We start from the raw sequence: 18263 nt of genomic DNA, 5'->3' as shown, positions 1-18263 counted from the left end.
AATATAAGACTGCCTTGGATTCATCTCATCAAAAGGCAGTCCTGATTCAGTGGTTATTTTGTTCTAATTGCATCTATCACTTTAGCTGAGGTTTTTCCTACAAAAGTGTTATTTAGCATTGTGTGAGAATCATCTGTAGGGCCAACATCAGAATCTGGATGATAAATAATAATTCTTAAAGAATCATCAATTGCAGAGAAGCTATGTAACTTGTTTTCGGGCAAACAGAATACTGTTCCTGGCTGCATTTTGAATGTTCCCTCCTCTACCTGACAAGTTCCATTACCCTCAGCTACCAGTCCAATTCGTAATGAAGGATGAGTATGGGGAGTTTGCGACACACCAGGAGGAACATAGAGGAAATTTAAGCAAGGTTCACCACGTCGTAAAGGGTTAATCAACACTGTTGAAGAGCAACCATCAATATAATTTAATCTTCCTAATGGTTCAATTGGCCCGCCAATGGTGAAAAGTCCAGTGTAATTAAGTCTTGTTGCAACTAATACTTTTCCTGAACCATTTAAAGAAAAGTTTCCTGGAACTGCGGCAAAGGTATTTTTCTGCAATAAAAACTCTCCATTAGCACTTTTGAGAGTAACTTCCCCTTCAGAAACAAATATGTAGTGTGTGTCCTGTTCACTTTCATTAACATCAATCGAATTAATCACCCAATAAGCACGCGATGGATGATTTGCCATTGTATAGTCAATTTCTCTTGCTTCTAAGAATCGCTGACAGTAAAAATTCTGCTCTGACTGCATAGAAGTGCTGAATATATCCGACTCTATCGCAATATTTTGTCCTTGTTTTTGTAGTAGGATTGCAGTTGTTTGTTGCATAATTTATTGATGTTTTTTGTCTTACTCGTTGCAAAATTTCTGAATGCAGTATTGAAATAGATTCTTTACCTGGTGTTAAAAATTGAATATTGCCTTAAATGAAATATGCTGTTATGGCTAGTAAAATCTGCTTTTTTACTAATCAAAAGCATTAAAAATTGAAATATGCCTATTTCGCCACTATTAGAAAAGGCAATATATCAAAAGTTTATGAAACGTTGATTTCCAATACTACATATCTAATTCATAGATCAGTACTTGCAGTTCAGTACTGTTTGGGTGAAAGCGGATAGAATAATCTTTTGATTTTGTTTTGAACAGCAGAAATTAGTAAAACTACTGATGTACACAAAATCATCATAGTACATTTACTTAAGTCGTTTTCTGAAGATTACATGAAGAATCAGTACAAATATTTTTAATAATTGTATTTTTTTTATGTTATTATTTTTACTTTCCGGTTATATATAAAGTTTTAACAATCCTAAAAGCAAATCGCACCAGGCAACACAAGCTATTCCTTGTCTTGAATTTATTTCAGTATCATCTTCAAATTCAAAAAACCCGATGCTGTCAGACTTACGTAATTTAGAATTAGCTATTGGTATAACTAACTCCATCCTTGCATTTCCACTAATTCTATACATAGTTCATTAATCTGTTCCAAATCAGGTTTCGCAGGTAGAGTTGATTTCTCATAGACAGCATCCATTTGTGCTACTAAATTTTCTGCCATTTGCATTAACTGTTCATAACTATATTCACCTTTGAGAATAGCTTTTAAATCATCAATATCTCCAGCCATTCTTCTATCAACAATTAATTCGCCGCGTTGCAATATTTCTAAGCCACTGCGAAGTAATCTAATACAGTGCATTCCATGTTTCAGGTCAAATCCAGACTGTCTTTCCATTTCGGCTCTAACTGGATTGCGGTTTTTTTGCCAAGATAAATATGCTTTCCATTCGCGCACAGCAATTTGATAACTTTGACTTTTTTGCAGCAGTCGAATAAAGTCTTTCCGACCATAAGTTAATTTTTCGGTATATTCTAAAGCTTCATTGGGTAAAGTATATTGTTTGAGTACTCCTTTAAAATCAATATCTGCTGTTAATAATTGATATAGTTGCTCGGCTTCTTCTAAAAACTCAATTCGCCCTCTAATTAAGAGATACAAATACTCCAAAAAAGCATTTAACTCATCTTTACTGAGTGGCTCTTCATTTTCTATCCCATAATCAGCAGGTAACGGTTGCTTTTGGGGTGGATTTAATAACCATTTGCGATGGGTTTCCATCTTTTTGATTTGAGCAAAAGCATAACCTGTATAAGTATGCCTAACTTTCTTTGTTAAAAATAAATGTCTATGTTTAATTAAATATTGTCCGACTTCTGTTAATACAGGATATTTATGCAGCCACAGCAATTCCAAAACATTAGGATTTGCCCCTGCTAATAATTGCAAGATTTTTCTTAATTCATAAATAACCGTATCTTTATTGCCATCAATAAACGGAAATATCCCTGGTTCATCCCAACCAGCGTCTTTTTGTTCTATATTGTCAAATCCCAAATAATATCTTTTAGGCGCAATAAACACGCCCCGAAAATCTAAATCTGAGTCGGGACGATTTAACCCATAGCCGTGACTACCAGCTAAACCAATCAAAATGCTTCTTTGTTCGACTTCTATTCTTTTCATATCAAATGATTAAAATAGCTATCTTAGCCTGAATTCAGAAAAATACTGTGTGTTTCGGGTCAATGCAGTATCAGCATACAACCCAAAATTATGTAAGTATGTGGACACAATTATTGAGAAGACGTTTTTAGGCTTTGCTCAAGTATTTCAAAGTGAGAGAAAATTTTTAAAGGAAGATTAACTTAGATAAATTTATGTGTTGGGTAATTTAAATGCACCAAACTGCGAAAGTTTCAATTATTATTCCCACTCTCAACGAAGCCAAGAATATTGCAGGTGCGATCGCCAGTACTCAATCTGGTAAAAATATAGAAGTGATTGTTGTCGATGGTGGCTCGTCTGATGACACTATCAATATTGCTCAGTCTTTGGGTGCGAAAGTGATTTCCTCACCACCTGGACGCGCAAAGCAAATGAATGCAGGTGCGGCAGTGGCTAGTGGTGAGGTGTTGTTATTTCTTCATGCAGATACTCGTTTACCTGTTGACTTTGATGTTTTGATTTGTACAGCTTTGCAACAACCGGGAGTGGTGGCTGGTGCGTTTGATTTGCAGATTGATCACCCAGCTTTGGGGTTAAGGTTGGTGGAGTTGGGTGTAAAATGGCGATCGCTTTTTTTCCAAATGCCCTACGGTGATCAAGCAATTTTTTTAACACCAGAAATCTTCCAAAAAATTGGCAATTTTCCTGAACTGCCCATTATGGAAGACTTTGAATTAATTCGCCGATTAAATTCTACAGGACGCATTGTAATTATCAACACGCCAGTAGTAACTTCAGCGCGGAGATGGTTACAAAAGGGAATTGTAAAAACTACCTTACTTAATCAAATTATTGTAATTGCTTATTTATTTGGTATTTCACCAACCCGCATTCGTAGTTGGTATCGTCGGGAAAAATTTAAGCAGAATTAAGCTATTTTTCATTTAAATGGAGTAATTTAGTTAAAAGAGAGATACTGGCACAAATAATTTAGGATGCAAAAATTATGGTGACACAACCACAGCCTAAATTCCAAGGTAAACTGAAATTTATTCTCTTAGTGATACTTGTCGCCGCTTTGGTTATTACTGCTAGGTTTCTTAATTTTTCAGCAATTTTTACTAATTTAGTTGCTCAAGTCAACAGCCTGGGAATTTGGGGTGTTGTTGCATATATAGGTGTTTATAATTTAGCTACATTGTTATTTATTCCTGGCTCTGTTTTAACTTTAAAAGCTGGCTGTTTATTTGGCTTAGTTTGGGGTTCAGTATATGTATTAATTGCCGCAATTATTGGGGCAGTTTTGGCTTTTTTGATTGGGCGTTATTTTTCTAGAAATTGGGTGTCAAGGCAAATTGAACACCACCCTAAATTAAAAGCTATTGATGTCGCAGTAGCTAAAGAAGGATGGAAAATTGTTTTACTCACAAGGTTATGTCCCTTGTTTCCTTTTAATTTATTAAATTACTTTTTTGGGGTCACGCAAGTTTCCCTTAAAGATTATATACTAGGTTCTTTCGGGATTTTGCCAGGGACAGTTATGTATGTCTATATTGGGACATTAGCAGGCAATTTAGCTATGACTAATATGTCTAGTCAAACACTAACGCCCGAAGCCCAAACTTATCAATTAATGATGCAGATAATTGGCTTAATTGCAACTGTGGCTGTAACTATTTATATTACCAGAATTGCTCAAAAAGCTTTATCGCAAAGTATGGCAGTTACAGAAATAGTTCAAGAAAAGAATCAATAAGATTTGATAATGATGGAAAAAATATTTTAATTTAATAAAATGGAAAACAAATTTTTAGTAAAAAATTATCATTGGCAAAACTTAATTAAGGCTCATCATTTATCAAACATAGCTTTGATCAGTGTAGCGATCGCCATTTTACTTCACTCAGAATCAGCCTTTGCCCAAACAGCAGCACAAAGCAATACATTTAATCCCCAAACCCTTTTACGTGATGCTTTACAATGGATTGATAGTCAAGGAACAGTAGGTGCGATCGCGTTTATTGGGCTGTATATTATTGCTACTGTAGCTTTCTTACCTGGGTCAATTCTCACCTTGGGCGCTGGTGTTGTGTTTGGTGTTGTTTGGGGTTCTTTGTATGTATTTATTGGTGCAACTTTAGGCGCGACAGCAGCATTTTTAGTAGGACGTTATTTAGCTAGAAATTGGGTTGCAAATAAAATTGCCAATAATCAAAACTTTAGCGCCATTGACCAAGCAGTTGGTCGAGAAGGATTAAAAATTGTTTTATTAACTCGACTTTCGCCTGTATTTCCCTTCAATTTATTGAACTATGCCTTTGGTGTCACCGGAGTTTCCCTAAAAGATTATTTTATTGGTTCAATCGGGATGATTCCTGGCACAATTATGTATGTTTATATTGGTTCCTTAGCCGGAAATTTGGCATTAATAGGCACTGAAGGTCAACCGAGTAATCCTACCGTACAATGGGCAATTCGGATCATTGGCTTTATTGCCACAGTTGCCGTTACTGTTTATGTTACCCGCATTGCCCGGAAAGCTTTAGCAGAAGAAGTAAAAATAAACGAAGAAGCATCCAGCCCCGACGAATGGAATTCGCGGCTATAAAAACGTAGACGTGCAAGCGGCTTCGTTTGGTGCAAGATGTGAATATACAAATTTATTCATATTGATTTGGTATTACATTTCACACTTCACACTTCACACTTCACACTTAAAACTATGTCTAATTCAGAATTATCAAGAGTTATTGTCCGCCCGGTAGATGAATACAATCAAAAATTAGTTTCTTATGTACATCCGCCAGATTGGGTAAATCCACAGCCTGCTGATTGTTATGATTTAGTTGTTATTGGTGCGGGAACAGCCGGTTTAGTAGTCGCTGCGGGTGCAGCAGGTTTAGATTTAGGTTTAAAAGTCGCATTAATTGAAAAGCATCTCATGGGTGGAGATTGCTTGAATGTGGGTTGTGTACCATCAAAATCTATTATTCGTTCGGCGCGGGTAATTGGTGAAATTTGGCACGCTAAAAATTTAGGAATTAATATTTCCAAACAACAAGTAGAAGTTGATTTTGCCGCAGTCATGGAAAGGATGCGCCGCATCAGGTCGGGAATTAGTCATCATGACTCCGCAGAACGTTTTAAAAATTTAGGTGTTGATGTTTTCTTGGGGAATGGTTGTTTTACTAGCAACCAAACTGTAGAAGTCGGTGGTAAAATTCTGCGGTTTAAAAAAGCGGTAATTGCGACTGGTGCTAGGGCGGTAAAACCATCAATTCCGGGAATTGAAAATGTTGGTTATTTAACTAATGAAACTGTGTTTTCTTTGATTCAGCGTCCAGATAAATTAGCTGTGATTGGCGGCGGCCCAATTGGTTGTGAATTAGCACAAACTTTTCAGCGTTTGGGTTGTGAAGTAACGTTGTTACATCGCGGTTCTCATCTGTTAAATAAAGAAGATGCAGATGCAGCCGAAATTGTTCAAAATGTGTTAATTCAAGAAGGCATTCGTGTAGTATTAAATTGCCAATTAGAAGAAGTGGTTGCTGTTACTGAAGGTAAGCGACTTTATTTTTCTAGTAACGGTTATCGAGATTCCGTCACCGTAGATGAAATCTTAGTAGGTGCGGGACGTGCGCCCAATGTGGAAGGTTTAAACTTAGAAGCTGTGGGAGTAAAATACGACACTCATCACGGTATACAAGTCAATGATTATCTACAAACAACCAACCCAAAAATTTATGCGGCTGGCGATATTTGTATGAATTGGAAATTTACCCATGCGGCGGATGCAGCAGCCAGAATTGTGATTAAAAATACGCTGTTTTCTCCCTTTGGTTTAGGACGTTCTAAACTTAGCAGCTTAATTATGCCTTGGGTAACATATACATCCCCAGAAATTGCTCATGTGGGAATGTATGAACATGAAGCAAAAAAACAAGGGATTGAGGTAGCAACAATTAAAATTCCTTTTAGTAGTGTAGACCGTGCGATCGCAGATGGTGAAGAAGCTGGATTTCTCAAAATTCTCCACAAAAAAGGTTCTGATCAAATTCTTGGTGCTACCATTGTTGCCATTCATGCAGGTGAGATGATTTCAGAAGTCACCACCGCAATTGTAAATAAAATTGGTTTGAGTAAATTAAGCAGCGTTATTCATCCCTACCCCACCCAAGCCGAAGCCATTAAAAAAGCCGCCGATACTTACCGTCGCACTCTTTTGACTGCAAATACCAAACGCATTCTCGGATTTTTGACTAAGTTTTCATAACGGTTCAATGTCCTGGAAAATTGTGAATCTGAGCATCATTCATTTTTTATCTGGCGATGGTTGGGTGCAAAGGCATGAACAATGAAAACAGTTTGAGCTATGATAATTCCCATTGCGGTACTTCCAAGAGCAACTCTAGCTTGAAATCTATCAAGCTCATCAAGCTTTTGTGTCTCAATTCTAATTGCGTTACTGAGACGGAATTTCCAAAAAGCTGCTTCTCCATGAAAAAGAAAGCTCATGGGCAAACTAACAGCATAACCAAGAATAGTAAATGCTAAGGCTGTGGGAATGGTCAGCTTTAAGTTTTGCCAGAGTAAGGAGCGCATAGTGAAAAAATTATGTTTGAAAATATCTTTAAATATGTAGCCATATTTATCAGTATAGTACTCAAAAATAAAAGCGATCACCTGTTGTGTTCGTGGTGCGATCGCCCTTTACAATCAATCTATAACAATCCTAAATGATAGACAAACACTCTCCCTTGTCCCCCTTGTCTACCCTGTCCCCCTTGTCTCTATTGTTCCCCTATCAAATAGGATGATTAATTTCTGCTATTCGGACGTTGAATAATTGTTTCCACAACTCGCCGTTTAGCTTTTGTGTCAATTCCTACCAAGCGGACATATTCACCGCTATATTCAGTAAGATGGGATTCTAAAGTTGAAATCGCATCCGATTCCGCATCGATGTGAATTGTCCCGCAACTTTGCCAAGCACCTGTACGAAAACGCCGTTCATCGACATGTTCAAAAGTAACTTTCAAACCTTGAGACAAAATTTGCCGAATTTGTTCTTGTGTTTCTAGCGATATATGAGTGTTGGAAGGCTGCTGTTGACGAGATCCATTTGTGGACGGCTGAGTAGTGGGTGTTTCCGCCACAGATGACGCTGGTTGATAATTTCTTCTACCTCGATTCAAGCGATTATATTCATCCACCAACTGCGAATTTTCCACCCGTTTTTGTTCACCCACCATAAAATGACCAGACTCAATTAAGTGAGACAAACTAAAATCTGGCTTTTTAAATTCTGGCGGCCCTTCCACACTATTGACCACACGCAAAGATATGCGTTCATAACCGACTTGATGAATAAAGTCGCGGATTTGTTCATCATAAATTCGGGAACGCAATGCACTAAAAAAGTCAATTGATTGATTAGAAAAGGTATCAACTAACTGTTCAATATCCCGCTTAGAGAGTCCATCTGGTGCAAAAATCCCGCCGACAATTCCAACTTTGTCATCCCGGTTAGGTTCCCAATAAAACTTTTCCATCCGTCCGTCTCGAATTAACGGCGCATACAAAGTGGAAAAATCATTACCTGTAACGATAATTGGTACACGCCGGATAGGATTTGCATCATAGCTTCCCGGTAACTGCACATCTGTGGGATTGTCTGCAATATTCATCAGTGTGGCATTTACCAACTGTGTGTTTACAGTATATTGAGTTCCTTCATCAAAGCGGCCTGCACCTGCGTCTAAATCGTTAATCATCAGTACGCACATTTTACCGCGCACTTTAATCAGTTCTGCTGTTTCTCGATAGCGTAGCCGAATCAACCGCGCCGGGTCTCCCGCATCTGGACTTTCTAATTCACCGCCAGAAATGAGTGTCACTTCCACACCCATTTTTTCAAAAGCTAACTCACACTGAAAGGTTTTTCCTTCACCTTTACGTCCATGAATGCCTAAAATCAAAGGAACTCTCACACCAGGAAGATTTAAGAAGTTCTTAGTGATGTGAACAGCAATTTTATCCAAAAATCGAGGAGCAATATAATAACTCATAAATATCCCTGGTGAAGACTAATTTATTAATGCTAAGTTTTTTTGGTGACTAATGTTTATTAATCTTGCGGTAGAATTTCAGCATCGCTACCACAAACGCTTAATCGGATAAGCATCAAAAATTGTATCAGCACTTAATATAGGTAAATTTTCTACTATTGCCTGAGCAATTAACATTCTGTCAAAAGGGTCACGATGGTGTAATGGCAGTTGGGAAACAGTACTAACGTGACCAATTTTGATATCTAATACACTGAAGTCATTAATACTAATTTGCTGGGTAATTAACATTTCTAATGGGAGATTAAAAGTTAACTTTCCTATACCCTGCTTAATTCCCATTTCCCAAATACTAGCAATGCTGATAAAAATTCTGTTATCTTCATCATTGATTAACTCTAGTACTTGATTACTTAGTCTTAAATTATCTGTTACATACCAGATAAAAGTATGTGTATCCATCAAAAAAAGCACTACATATACTCCTGAAAATCTTCTAAAGGCGCATCAAAGTCATCAGCCATAGTGATTAATCCTTTTGCACTTCCAGGTTGACGACGGCGTTTCACTGGCAATATAGGAATTAACTTCACAGCCTGCTGATTATCTTTTGTGATGATAATTTCTTCACCATCAAGCGCCGCGTCAATCAATTCTGATAAGTGTTGAGATGCTTCAGCTAAATTAATTTGCTGCATAAAAAATACCTTTTGCTAATAAAATTATAGCGTTGAATAAATAATTTAAGATTTATTTGCTAATTGTTGTATAAATATTTGATGTTCTTGTGAGTTTAAACCTCTTTGCAGTACTGCCAAAACTTGGGTCATTTCTCCAGTTAACAGCGCAGTTACATCCAAGCATAAACCAGGAAAGACATGACTTTTAATAATCCCATCTATATCTGGTGTTAATGATTTATATTCACCATTCTCTAAAATAAACCAATCAAATTGATTCTCAAAAACCTGCCAAACAATATATTCTTTTACACCATTGCGTCGATATACGCGCTTTTTATCATACAAGTCATTAGCCGCACTACTCGCAGCAACTTCGGCAATTAATTCTGGTGCGCCTTCTATATAATCATCTTCACTAATACTTGTTTGTCCACCCAGTTGTTCATCAATTAACAGCACAACATCTGGCTGTAGTTCATTATCTAAATCTAAGCGGACTGTGGAATTATCACCCAACTCTACACCAGGGGTCGCAACTTTGTAATTTCCTAGCCAAATTATCAAGTTTCCGTGGGGTTTTCCATGACTTTTAAAACGTAAGGGTGAAGCCACGTATACAACTCCTTCTATTAGTTCTGCTTTTTTAGTATGAGGCATGGCATAATAACGACGTTCAAATTCTTGGCGAGTTAGGCGATCGCCACTTTCTAAAGGTGGTATTTTAATATCTGATGCTGTCATCTTTAGATTCCTTGCAAAAGTTTTACTGCCTCTAGTATAAGCAATTCTTAATTAAACCAATTTAACCAAGACTCCCAATTAGTAACAAAATGATTCGCATAAAACGCAAATTTTCACTTCTGATAGTGGTTGGTTATTCATTTTTTTAATTACCATATAAGTTTAATTATTTATTTAATATATCCGCCATGAATATTCTTGAATTTATTTAACAATTCAATATTGTTATTCCAATTATGAGTCATAATAGTTATTTATTGGATATCTTATTAGAGACATTTACGCCAAAATTCTCCACAAGCTAATACCAATTTAATGTAAAGTTGCACATATTTCGATCCCCCTAAATCCCCCTTAAAAAGGCAGGAGGCAGAAGGGAAGAGGATAGTAGCCTTGTTTACCTTTCTTAACTTAGTTATGTTTTTTCACGTCGACTTACTTATTTACTAACAATTTTGCCCAGCCATTATTTTATTTAATCTCAGAAACTACCGTTCCTTATGCAGAGATTATAAATTTATATAAAGGTTGGATTGCTAAAGTCAAAAAATCTAATGAAAAATTTTTAGAAGTGATTTGATGGCAATTAAGATTAAGTGGACAATGGCAAAAATTTTGTTAAACCCTGATTTTTATGTTGAGGGTATTGCCCATCCCACTGGCGTAGCAAGCTTTAAATGTTGCACTAAATTTAGTGTTGACACGTCACTAGACCCTTTCATTCCTGTGTTTTTTCAGAGTATGAACGCAGAAATTTGCCAAAGTCCCTTGCTTCCCTGAGTTCAATGTGTGATACTCTTAATCCAAGATGAAAATACGGTAAATCGATATAATTACCGTTTTTGATAAGGATAAGACTCATGCAGCTACTATGGTTCATCCCTACCCACGGCGATGGGCGCTACTTGGGAACAGCCACCGGCGGGAGGTCTGTTAGCTTTCCGTACTTTCGACAAATTGCACAAGCAGTAGATGACCTAGGTTACACAGGGGCATTATTACCTACTGGGAGGTCTTGTGAAGATGCCTGGGTTGTGGCATCAACTTTAGTATCCCTAACTCAAAGGATGCGTTTTTTAGTGGCGATACGTCCGGGGTTGATGTCGCCAACGTTAGCTGCAAGAATGGCGGCGACGTTTGACCGTTTGTCTGGGGGGAGGTTGTTGATTAATGTTGTGACTGGTGGTGATCCGGTAGAGGCGGCTGGAGATGGCTTGCATTTGGGTCATGATGAGCGTTATGAATTAACAGATGAATTTTTGACGGTATGGCGATCGCTTGTTAGTAGCGAAACAGTTGACCTCAAAGGTGAGTATCTAGATATTCAAGGCGGCAAAATTGTGTTTCCGCCTGTGCAGCAACCCTATCCGCCGTTATGGTTTGGTGGTTCCTCGGCTATTGCCCAAAAAATCGCCGCCAAGCACGTTGATGTTTATTTAACTTGGGGTGAACCACCAGCGCAAGTTGCCGAGAAAATTGCCGCAGTTCGCAGACTTGCAGAGATTGAAGGTAGAACTTTGCGGTTTGGCATTCGGCTGCACGTCATTGTGCGGGAAACTGAAACTGAAGCTTGGGACGCAGCCAATCAATTGATTCGCTATGTAGATGATGAAGCCATTTCCAAAGCCCAAAAAGTTTATGCGCGGATGGATTCAGAAGGACAGCGCCGCATGAGTCAGCTACACAAAGGTAGCCGCGAAACACTCGAAATTAGTCCCAATTTGTGGGCGGGTGTGGGTTTAGTGCGCGGTGGTGCAGGTACAGCACTGGTAGGTAATCCTGATACAGTCGCCGCCAGAATGCAGGAATATGCAGACTTGGGAATTGAAACCTTTATTCTTTCTGGTTATCCCCATTTAGAAGAAGCTTATCGCGTTGCAGAATTATTATTCCCCCGTTTGCCGTTAGAGAACTTGCCCAAAGTCGAAGAACAACACATTATTAGTCCCTTTGGCGAGATTGTTGCTAATGAAGAATTCCTGAAGCAGCAGCCTCAGCACAAAGCTGCGTCTATATCCTAAAAAGTAAAGGGATGAGAGATTACATCATATCCAGTTAATCAGTTCTGATTCCAGAAATCTGTGCAGAAACGTTAAAACTCTCTCCCCTCTTCCTCTGCGGTCTTAATGATAAGTCTTTCAAAGAACACAATATTAGCCGCTATGTTACATCAACACATTGACGAACAAATTGCACAAAAAGAAGCTTGGGCATTGCGGCGACAGTTAGGCATACCCAACAATAAACGTTTGTGGGTATTAGCCTGCATGGATGAACGTTTACCAGTAGAAAAAGCTTTAGGAATTGGCGAAGGCGATGCACATATTTTTCGTAATGCTGGCGGGTTAGTTACAGATGATGCCATTCGATCAGCAATGTTAACCACACAGTTTTTTAACACCAAAGAAATTATTGTGATTAACCATACCGAGTGCGGCATGATGAGTGCTTCTGGAGACTTTCTCAGTGAAGTGTTACGCAGCCGAGGAATTGAGGTGGATGAAGTTGCAGTTGATCCCGCCTTACCAGAGTTGAAACTACCCAAAGGTGTGTTTTCCAAATGGATTAAAACCTTTACCGATGTGGACGAAATCTGCAAACAGCAGGTGGAATTGCTACGTCAATCTCCGTTGATTCCCGATGATGTGGTGATTCATGGCTACATTTGGGAAGTTGAGACAATGAGTTTACGCCGCCCCTACCAACGTTTAAGTGAGAAGGTCAACACAGCCGAGGCTATGCAGACCAAAAAGACAAAATCACCGTGAATTAATTGTATAAATTAGGAGTGTATTTACATGACTCGGATTTTAGCGATCGCTGGTAGTCCTTCCCATCCTTCCAGAACCTATGGAATTTTGGAATACACAGCCAAACTTTTAGAAAAAGAAGGCCTACACATAGATATTATTTCTGTGCGCGATTTACCTGCGGAAGATTTAGTCTTTGGCAAGTATGACAGCCCCGCCTTAGAACAACCCAAAGCTTTATTAGCCCAAGCCGACGGCGTAATTATTGCCACCCCAATCTACAAAGCAGCTTACACAGGCATACTCAAAGCATTTTTAGACCTACTCCCCCAAAAATCATTGACTGGGAAAGTTGTATTACCATTGGCGACTGGCGGCACAATTGCCCATTTACTAGCTATTGAGTATGCCCTGAAACCCATCTTAGGGGAGTTAGGCGCACGGCACATTCTCGCCACTGTGTATGCAGTCGATAAACAAATTCAAAAGCAACCCGATGATAGCGTCCTGCTAGATGAAGAACTCGAACAAAGGCTCAAAGATGTACTACAAGAGTTCGTCAAAGCTGTGAAATTCTCTGCTATTGAATCTCCACAACTAGCACACGCCAATTAAAGCACAAGTTTATACCTCCGCTTACTTGCTACAGATGGGTAAATTTTATCCATCTGTTTACTTTTGAGGAGTGCAGACAGAATTTGTATGAAAGCTGATATCAATTCACAAAATTACTGATACAAATCCTGCCTCTACTTGCTGATATGTATCATTATTTAAAGTGAAATGGTATTACTCTATCTCCCTTATCCATTCATGATTTCCTCAGAACCGAAATCCCCCCTCAAAACGCGCCTCAAAGGTATTTCCACTCATACCCAAGCGAGATTCCCAAAAAATACCATCACTCGGAATCTCACGCTTAATTAATAACCCATAAGAAAAATCATTAACTCTGCTTCTAATACCACGGCTAATATCTCGAAAATTTTGCAGATAAGCACCAAAATGCCAATTATCATTTATCTTCTGCGTGCCTTCTAGAGTGTAGAAAAATTTTTCACTGATTTCTACCGTAGTTTTCAACTCTACTCCTGTACTAAATTCCCATGCACCTTGAAAAAATCCTGCTTGTCTGAGACGACGAATTTGATCATAAAATATAATTCCTGTAGTCAATGAATAATTATTCCTGTCTTTATCTTGACGAATAAAAGAATAACTCAAATTAATATAAGCAGGATTTTGATAATTGCTGCCACTATTCCAATGAAATCTTAATGCAGGAATATGGCTAGTAATAGCTTGAGGTTGCCCAGCAGCATTTAATTTTATATGACTATTAATATAGTTTAATAATCCATTAGTATAAAAACCTAATGCTGGCTCGGAAGTTCCAAGTTCATTAGTAATATCAAAAGCATTATTTGAATTTAAATTCAACCAAATCCCAGAATTAATACTATAGTTCCAATTACCAGCAGCCCCAGCCCATAAAGTTTCGATTGCAGGTAAAGATAAATAGCCATTAAAAGTTTTTATATGAGTAACCAGTCGTCCATTCTGGCTGAGTTCAATATTGTCAAAAGCTAAATCAAATGAACGTATATTTACCGGAACTGTTGTACTATCAGATGAATTATAGTTTTGGACAAAACTCTCGCCGTTAGGACTAATTAAAGCCACCTGTAAAGCTGCGGAACGGTTATTAGAAGCTGTCGGTATTTGTGTTGCAGGAATCGGCACATTCACCGAACTTAAACGGCCAAAACTGTGATTAGAAACATCTATTTTAGAAATATAGGTTTTACCTTCTCTCCAAGTACGTTCGCCATTGATAAACTGCACGGCTCGACGATAATTACCTGTGCGAATTTGGAAAATACTAGAACTAGTTGGTGTAATTGTACTGGGAAAAGTATAAATTCCAGAAATTTGTTCTAAACCACTTGTCCGATTACCTAAAAACAGAGTTCTGTTGAGAATTTGATTAATTTTTCTTCTCTGTTCTGGTGTAGCTTTTGAGTTAATAGGCGCAAAATTTTCTTGTCGAGAGAATCGCGCTTTGGCTTCTTGTAAACTGCTCGTTATTTCAGGAGGATTGATAAATTCAAAAAAACCTCCTAATAGCATTCCCAAAGAATTATTAGCAGTTTGGATTTGATCGACATCTATTGGCTCAAGAGAAAAAGACAAAGAAACACCAGGATTACTATAAATATTAGTGTAAGTTGCTTTGTTGACTAATGAATCATATTGCAACAAAGTCCGATTATGGGGACGACTGAAATAAAATCTCTGCCAATTTTGATTTTCTGTTTTATCTCTAGTTCTCAATAGCGTTTGTTGTTGACCTAAAGTCACCCAAAATAGCGAATTTAGGTAAGATAAATTACGTTGTTGGTCACTAATATCAGGATTTAGCAAAATGTCAAACAAATCAGAGTTATCAAATTGTTCTCGACTCCCTGGTTTGATTCCTGGTATAGAAGTAGTTGGAGCTTGAAATCTTGTTAGTTCACCAGTTAAAGGATTTCCCCAAATAAAACCAGCTTGTTCTAAATTATTTTGAGGAACTACCGTACCTCTATGTAGAGTAACATCTCTTAATAATGGTTGTAAGTTACTAGTGGGAAAAGATTGTAAAATTAAAGGAGGACGATGAGTATTCAAGCTAGAAATATTAGGAACTATCGAAGTTATTTGTGAACCATTGGCTGTAATTGGACTATTAATTTGAACAGGCGGTGCAGGAATACCTACCGGATTGACTAATTCAGCAGCAATTGATTGAATAGAAAATTGATTGAAGCTAGTTCCTCCTACCAGTTCTTGAAAGTCTTGGGGAAGGGAAGAAACAGCTTGCATTCCCCAAAGTCTCTGCGTTAACCGCACAATTTGAATACGTTTAAAGTCTGTGGTTTCTCCTTGATATGAAATACCAGTTTGCCAACCCTGAGTTTCTACTACAATTCGATTATTAGGTAATACCCAATAAAATTGATCTGCTTGCGGAAAGTGGGTAAAATTAAATCGATCAACTATGGGAGCTTTTGCGGAAAACTTAATCGAAAAATCAATATAATTGGCATTTTTAAAAGGATTGAATGAGGATGTAGCAAAATTTAAGTTATATCTGGGGTCAATTATCCAAGGATATCTCGTAGCACTGTTAGTCAGAGCATTAAGCATTAATAGCTGTAACTTTTTTTTGCTGTCAACAGAATTCTGTTCCGGCTCATTTAGATTAGTCGGCTTTTTAATATCAAATTCAGTATGATAAAAATCTGGGTTGAGAATTGGACTAAATAAATTTGGCTGATTTAAATTATTAATATTGGGAAAAACTTGGACTGGTTCTGATTTTATACTTTGTGCATTACATATATTTATGGAATTACATCTAATGTTGTCCCCAAACTTGTAATTAGCAAAATCTTGGTTATCTGTATGTTGAGAATTGATTAACTCTTGAATTGAGATAGTTTTAGCTTCTACTTTTTTAGGAATTAATTGAGGTAGAAATAATAATGTAAACAGCAATAGATAATAATATTGCTGTTTATGCAAAAATAGGCTAAACATGAGCAAAACCAATATATAAATTTAGACTTTAATCCAGCAATAAAGTCCTAAATATTTGATATTTTTTTTGTGTCCTCTTTGGTAAAATATTATGTCTTATATTAAGTGTAGATACACCCTACATATTGCTGAAAATTTTAGGCGATCACAGTCTTTAATTCTATTGAACTAAAGACTGAATTAACTATCAGCCTCAACAGCTATATTAAATAGTTTTAGGTGAGTTTAATTCTGGAATAATGTCTTGAAAATATGTTGAAATACTCAAATTATAAACTAAAATATTATATGATTAACTAATGGGCGATCGCACTTAGCAATCAACCCAACTTAAGCTCTAGCTTCAGATTTTTACCAAGGTAGCTTGCTCCCATCCCAGGAAAAAAATTGCCCATTATCGCCAGGTTCCAATTTTTCAATTACAGTTAATAATTGGCTTACAGTACGTTCTACAGAAAATAATTTTTCTGGGGGTACACTGCGCTGAAATGGACGAGAAAGGCGTGTATCTGTTGTTCCTGGATGTAAAGTCACAACCAACGTTTGAGGACAACTTCTACCATACTCAATTGCGGTTGTTCGCATTAACATATTTAGCGCCGCTTTAGAAGCACGATAACCATACCATCCACCTAATTGATTATCGCCAATGCTGCCCACTTTAGCAGATATAGAGGCAAATACACTAGGTTCTTGATGACGAAATAAAGGTAGTAAATGTTTAGCTAATAACACTGCACCAATACTATTAATTTGAAAATAGCGCAGTAAATTTTCGGGATTAATATGTTTTAAGCTTTTCTCTGGTTGTAAATCCCCTTCATGTAACAGTCCAACACAGTTAATTACTAAGTGCAGCTTATTGATTTGTGTGCTGATATTTTTTACCACTGTAATAATCTGTAATTCATCAGTAATATCCATCTGTAGAGAAGTTAATTTATCAGGATATTCATCTGTTAACTCTAGTAATTCTTGGGCAGTTTCTTCTTGTCGATATGTGGCGTAAATTTTGTTAATTCTGATATCTTGAATCAATTGTTTAACAAACCCTAACCCAATGCCTTGACTGGCTCCGATAATTATTACATTGGCATTGTTAAAATTTTCTTTAAAAGGCATTTCAGTTAGTTTGTTAATTTAGTAATTCAATAATATTACATTTTCTTGATTGATTATCAAGCTTTTAACCGATAAAACAAATGAGGTAAATTAGCATACATCATTTCTCTCTCATATTTAAAACCTAACTTTTCCATCACTCTTTGCGAAGCTTGATTTGTTGTTAGGGTAAAGCAAACTAATTCTTGTAAATCTAGGAGTTTAAAACCAATTTGCAAGATTTTCTCACCCATTTCGGTAGCTAAACCTTGTCCCCAAAATTTAGCCATCAGAGCATAGGCGAGTTCAACTTCGTTAATCCCATCTATATTAGTATTACGCAGACCAGCACGCCCGACAAATTGATGATTAATTTTATCTCTAAATACCCATAACCCATATCCATAACGCTGCCAATGATGTAAGTTATTGAAAATAAACAGCCTTGTTGCTTCATCAGAACGTACACCACCTAAAGTTGCCATAACTTGTTTGTTTTGGTGCATCCGATTTAATTCATTTAAATGTTGAAATTGCAGCCTCTCAGCTAACAGTCGATGCGTCTTAAATGTCTCTAATGACTGCATATTCTTATCCAATAAATTGTTGCTTAAGACTTAATAACGAACTGCGAAAAACGTTTACAAACATCTCTCTCTTGTCACCATATCAAATAAAACTGCTATACTAAGCTCTTGTGCATTTAAATTGTGATAATAGTATCGCCTTTATTTTTGAGTTTTCGTCCCCATTTAATAATTAACGCTCCTTCATTTAAGAGTTGATGTAATAAATATTCTAGGTCTTCAATTGAT

At 37.2% G+C, this 18263-nt stretch carries 17 protein-coding genes; 7 read left to right on the top strand and 10 right to left on the bottom strand.

The genetic code is table 11. From position 1 onward, the window contains the following. Nucleotides 1–53: 53 nt before the first annotated feature. Together H6G75_RS27445 and H6G75_RS27440 are read right to left on the bottom strand one after the other, a co-directional pair. Nucleotides 54–839, bottom strand: coding sequence for a cupin domain-containing protein (locus H6G75_RS27445; protein WP_190983068.1), 786 nt, complete (start codon nucleotides 837–839; stop codon nucleotides 54–56). Nucleotides 840–1449: 610 nt separating this feature from the next. Beyond that, complete coding sequence (locus tag H6G75_RS27440; protein ID WP_190983067.1) at nucleotides 1450–2541, bottom strand: DNA polymerase beta superfamily protein; 1092 nt, start codon at nucleotides 2539–2541, stop codon at nucleotides 1450–1452. A gap of 212 nt (nucleotides 2542–2753) precedes the next feature. Here H6G75_RS27440 and H6G75_RS27435 point away from each other — a divergent pair, with 212 nt between their 5' ends. The 4 genes from H6G75_RS27435 to H6G75_RS27420 all read left to right on the top strand — a co-directional run bounded on the left by H6G75_RS27435 (nucleotide 2754) and on the right by H6G75_RS27420 (nucleotide 6796). Beyond that, nucleotides 2754–3455 (top strand): TIGR04283 family arsenosugar biosynthesis glycosyltransferase, encoded by a 702-nt coding sequence (locus H6G75_RS27435; protein ID WP_190983066.1) that lies wholly within the window; start codon nucleotides 2754–2756, stop codon nucleotides 3453–3455. A gap of 74 nt (nucleotides 3456–3529) precedes the next feature. Further along, nucleotides 3530–4279 carry a TVP38/TMEM64 family protein gene (locus H6G75_RS27430; protein WP_190983065.1) on the top strand — a complete coding sequence of 250 codons (750 nt, stop codon included), beginning with the start codon at nucleotides 3530–3532 and terminating at the stop codon, nucleotides 4277–4279. A 39-nt stretch (nucleotides 4280–4318) separates the two neighbouring features. Further along, nucleotides 4319–5131: a TVP38/TMEM64 family protein gene (locus H6G75_RS27425; protein ID WP_190983064.1), complete on the top strand. Its 813-nt coding sequence runs from the start codon at nucleotides 4319–4321 to the stop codon at nucleotides 5129–5131. A 114-nt stretch (nucleotides 5132–5245) separates the two neighbouring features. Next, nucleotides 5246–6796 (top strand): mercuric reductase, encoded by a 1551-nt coding sequence (locus H6G75_RS27420; protein ID WP_190983063.1) that lies wholly within the window; start codon nucleotides 5246–5248, stop codon nucleotides 6794–6796. 35 nt (nucleotides 6797–6831) lie between these two features. Here the strand turns inward: H6G75_RS27420 and H6G75_RS27415 are convergent, their stop codons facing one another. From H6G75_RS27415 to H6G75_RS27395, 5 genes are all read right to left on the bottom strand, one after another. Further along, the gene (locus H6G75_RS27415; RefSeq protein WP_190983062.1) at nucleotides 6832–7206 is read right to left on the bottom strand and encodes a hypothetical protein; all 375 of its coding nucleotides are present in this window, start codon (nucleotides 7204–7206) and stop codon (nucleotides 6832–6834) included. Nucleotides 7207–7340: 134 nt separating this feature from the next. Then, nucleotides 7341–8591 (bottom strand): ribulose bisphosphate carboxylase small subunit, encoded by a 1251-nt coding sequence (locus tag H6G75_RS27410; protein WP_190983061.1) that lies wholly within the window; start codon nucleotides 8589–8591, stop codon nucleotides 7341–7343. Between the two features lie 87 nt (nucleotides 8592–8678). Beyond that, entirely contained in the window at nucleotides 8679–9065 is a 387-nt protein-coding gene (locus H6G75_RS27405; protein ID WP_190983060.1) for a PIN domain-containing protein, read from the bottom strand. Then, entirely contained in the window at nucleotides 9065–9289 is a 225-nt protein-coding gene (locus H6G75_RS27400) for a type II toxin-antitoxin system Phd/YefM family antitoxin (protein WP_190965793.1), read from the bottom strand. The genes H6G75_RS27405 and H6G75_RS27400 overlap by 1 nt, the downstream gene beginning before the upstream one ends. Nucleotides 9290–9334: 45 nt before the next feature. Then, nucleotides 9335–10015 carry a Uma2 family endonuclease gene (locus H6G75_RS27395; RefSeq protein ID WP_190983059.1) on the bottom strand — a complete coding sequence of 227 codons (681 nt, stop codon included), beginning with the start codon at nucleotides 10013–10015 and terminating at the stop codon, nucleotides 9335–9337. 860 nt (nucleotides 10016–10875) lie between these two features. Between H6G75_RS27395 and ssuD the strand changes: the two genes are divergently transcribed. From ssuD to ssuE, 3 genes are all read left to right on the top strand, one after another. Next, nucleotides 10876–12036 (top strand): FMNH2-dependent alkanesulfonate monooxygenase, encoded by a 1161-nt coding sequence (ssuD, locus tag H6G75_RS27390; RefSeq protein WP_190983058.1) that lies wholly within the window; start codon nucleotides 10876–10878, stop codon nucleotides 12034–12036. Nucleotides 12037–12177: 141 nt separating this feature from the next. Beyond that, nucleotides 12178–12783, top strand: coding sequence for a carbonic anhydrase (locus H6G75_RS27385; protein WP_190983057.1), 606 nt, complete (start codon nucleotides 12178–12180; stop codon nucleotides 12781–12783). Between the two features lie 30 nt (nucleotides 12784–12813). Continuing rightward, nucleotides 12814–13380: an NADPH-dependent FMN reductase gene (ssuE, locus tag H6G75_RS27380; RefSeq protein WP_190983056.1), complete on the top strand. Its 567-nt coding sequence runs from the start codon at nucleotides 12814–12816 to the stop codon at nucleotides 13378–13380. Between the two features lie 207 nt (nucleotides 13381–13587). Here the strand turns inward: ssuE and H6G75_RS27375 are convergent, their stop codons facing one another. The 3 genes from H6G75_RS27375 to H6G75_RS27365 all read right to left on the bottom strand — a co-directional run bounded on the left by H6G75_RS27375 (nucleotide 13588) and on the right by H6G75_RS27365 (nucleotide 18035). Then, nucleotides 13588–16347: a hypothetical protein gene (locus tag H6G75_RS27375; protein WP_190983055.1), complete on the bottom strand. Its 2760-nt coding sequence runs from the start codon at nucleotides 16345–16347 to the stop codon at nucleotides 13588–13590. Between the two features lie 351 nt (nucleotides 16348–16698). Then, on the bottom strand, nucleotides 16699–17469 hold the full coding sequence (locus H6G75_RS27370; protein ID WP_190983054.1) for an SDR family NAD(P)-dependent oxidoreductase: 771 nt from the start codon (nucleotides 17467–17469) through the stop codon (nucleotides 16699–16701). A 56-nt stretch (nucleotides 17470–17525) separates the two neighbouring features. After that, complete coding sequence (locus H6G75_RS27365; protein ID WP_190983053.1) at nucleotides 17526–18035, bottom strand: GNAT family N-acetyltransferase; 510 nt, start codon at nucleotides 18033–18035, stop codon at nucleotides 17526–17528. Between the last annotated feature and the right edge of the window lie 228 nt (nucleotides 18036–18263).

Source organism: Nostoc sp. FACHB-280, from assembly GCF_014697615.1.
Lineage (GTDB): Bacteria > Cyanobacteriota > Cyanobacteriia > Cyanobacteriales > Nostocaceae > Nostoc_B.
The sequence above is the reverse complement of the archived record's forward strand: the minus strand, read 5'-3'. Positions and strand labels throughout refer to the sequence as shown.

Excerpts from the sequence above, each read along its gene's own strand:
- H6G75_RS27445 (WP_190983068.1), bottom strand. The coding sequence starts at position 839 with ATGCAACAAACAACTGCAATCCTACTACAAAAACAAGGACAAAATATT.
- H6G75_RS27440 (WP_190983067.1), bottom strand. The coding sequence starts at position 2,541 with ATGAAAAGAATAGAAGTCGAACAAAGAAGCATTTTGATTGGTTTAGCT.
- H6G75_RS27435 (WP_190983066.1), top strand. The coding sequence starts at position 2,754 with ATGCACCAAACTGCGAAAGTTTCAATTATTATTCCCACTCTCAACGAA.
- H6G75_RS27430 (WP_190983065.1), top strand. The coding sequence starts at position 3,530 with ATGGTGACACAACCACAGCCTAAATTCCAAGGTAAACTGAAATTTATT.
- H6G75_RS27425 (WP_190983064.1), top strand. The coding sequence starts at position 4,319 with ATGGAAAACAAATTTTTAGTAAAAAATTATCATTGGCAAAACTTAATT.
- H6G75_RS27420 (WP_190983063.1), top strand. The coding sequence starts at position 5,246 with ATGTCTAATTCAGAATTATCAAGAGTTATTGTCCGCCCGGTAGATGAA.
- H6G75_RS27410 (WP_190983061.1), bottom strand. The coding sequence starts at position 8,591 with ATGAGTTATTATATTGCTCCTCGATTTTTGGATAAAATTGCTGTTCAC.
- H6G75_RS27400 (WP_190965793.1), bottom strand. The coding sequence starts at position 9,289 with ATGCAGCAAATTAATTTAGCTGAAGCATCTCAACACTTATCAGAATTG.
- H6G75_RS27395 (WP_190983059.1), bottom strand. The coding sequence starts at position 10,015 with ATGACAGCATCAGATATTAAAATACCACCTTTAGAAAGTGGCGATCGC.
- ssuD (WP_190983058.1), top strand. The coding sequence starts at position 10,876 with ATGCAGCTACTATGGTTCATCCCTACCCACGGCGATGGGCGCTACTTG.
- H6G75_RS27385 (WP_190983057.1), top strand. The coding sequence starts at position 12,178 with ATGTTACATCAACACATTGACGAACAAATTGCACAAAAAGAAGCTTGG.
- ssuE (WP_190983056.1), top strand. The coding sequence starts at position 12,814 with ATGACTCGGATTTTAGCGATCGCTGGTAGTCCTTCCCATCCTTCCAGA.
- H6G75_RS27375 (WP_190983055.1), bottom strand. The coding sequence starts at position 16,347 with ATGTTTAGCCTATTTTTGCATAAACAGCAATATTATTATCTATTGCTG.
- H6G75_RS27370 (WP_190983054.1), bottom strand. The coding sequence starts at position 17,469 with ATGCCTTTTAAAGAAAATTTTAACAATGCCAATGTAATAATTATCGGA.
- H6G75_RS27365 (WP_190983053.1), bottom strand. The coding sequence starts at position 18,035 with ATGCAGTCATTAGAGACATTTAAGACGCATCGACTGTTAGCTGAGAGG.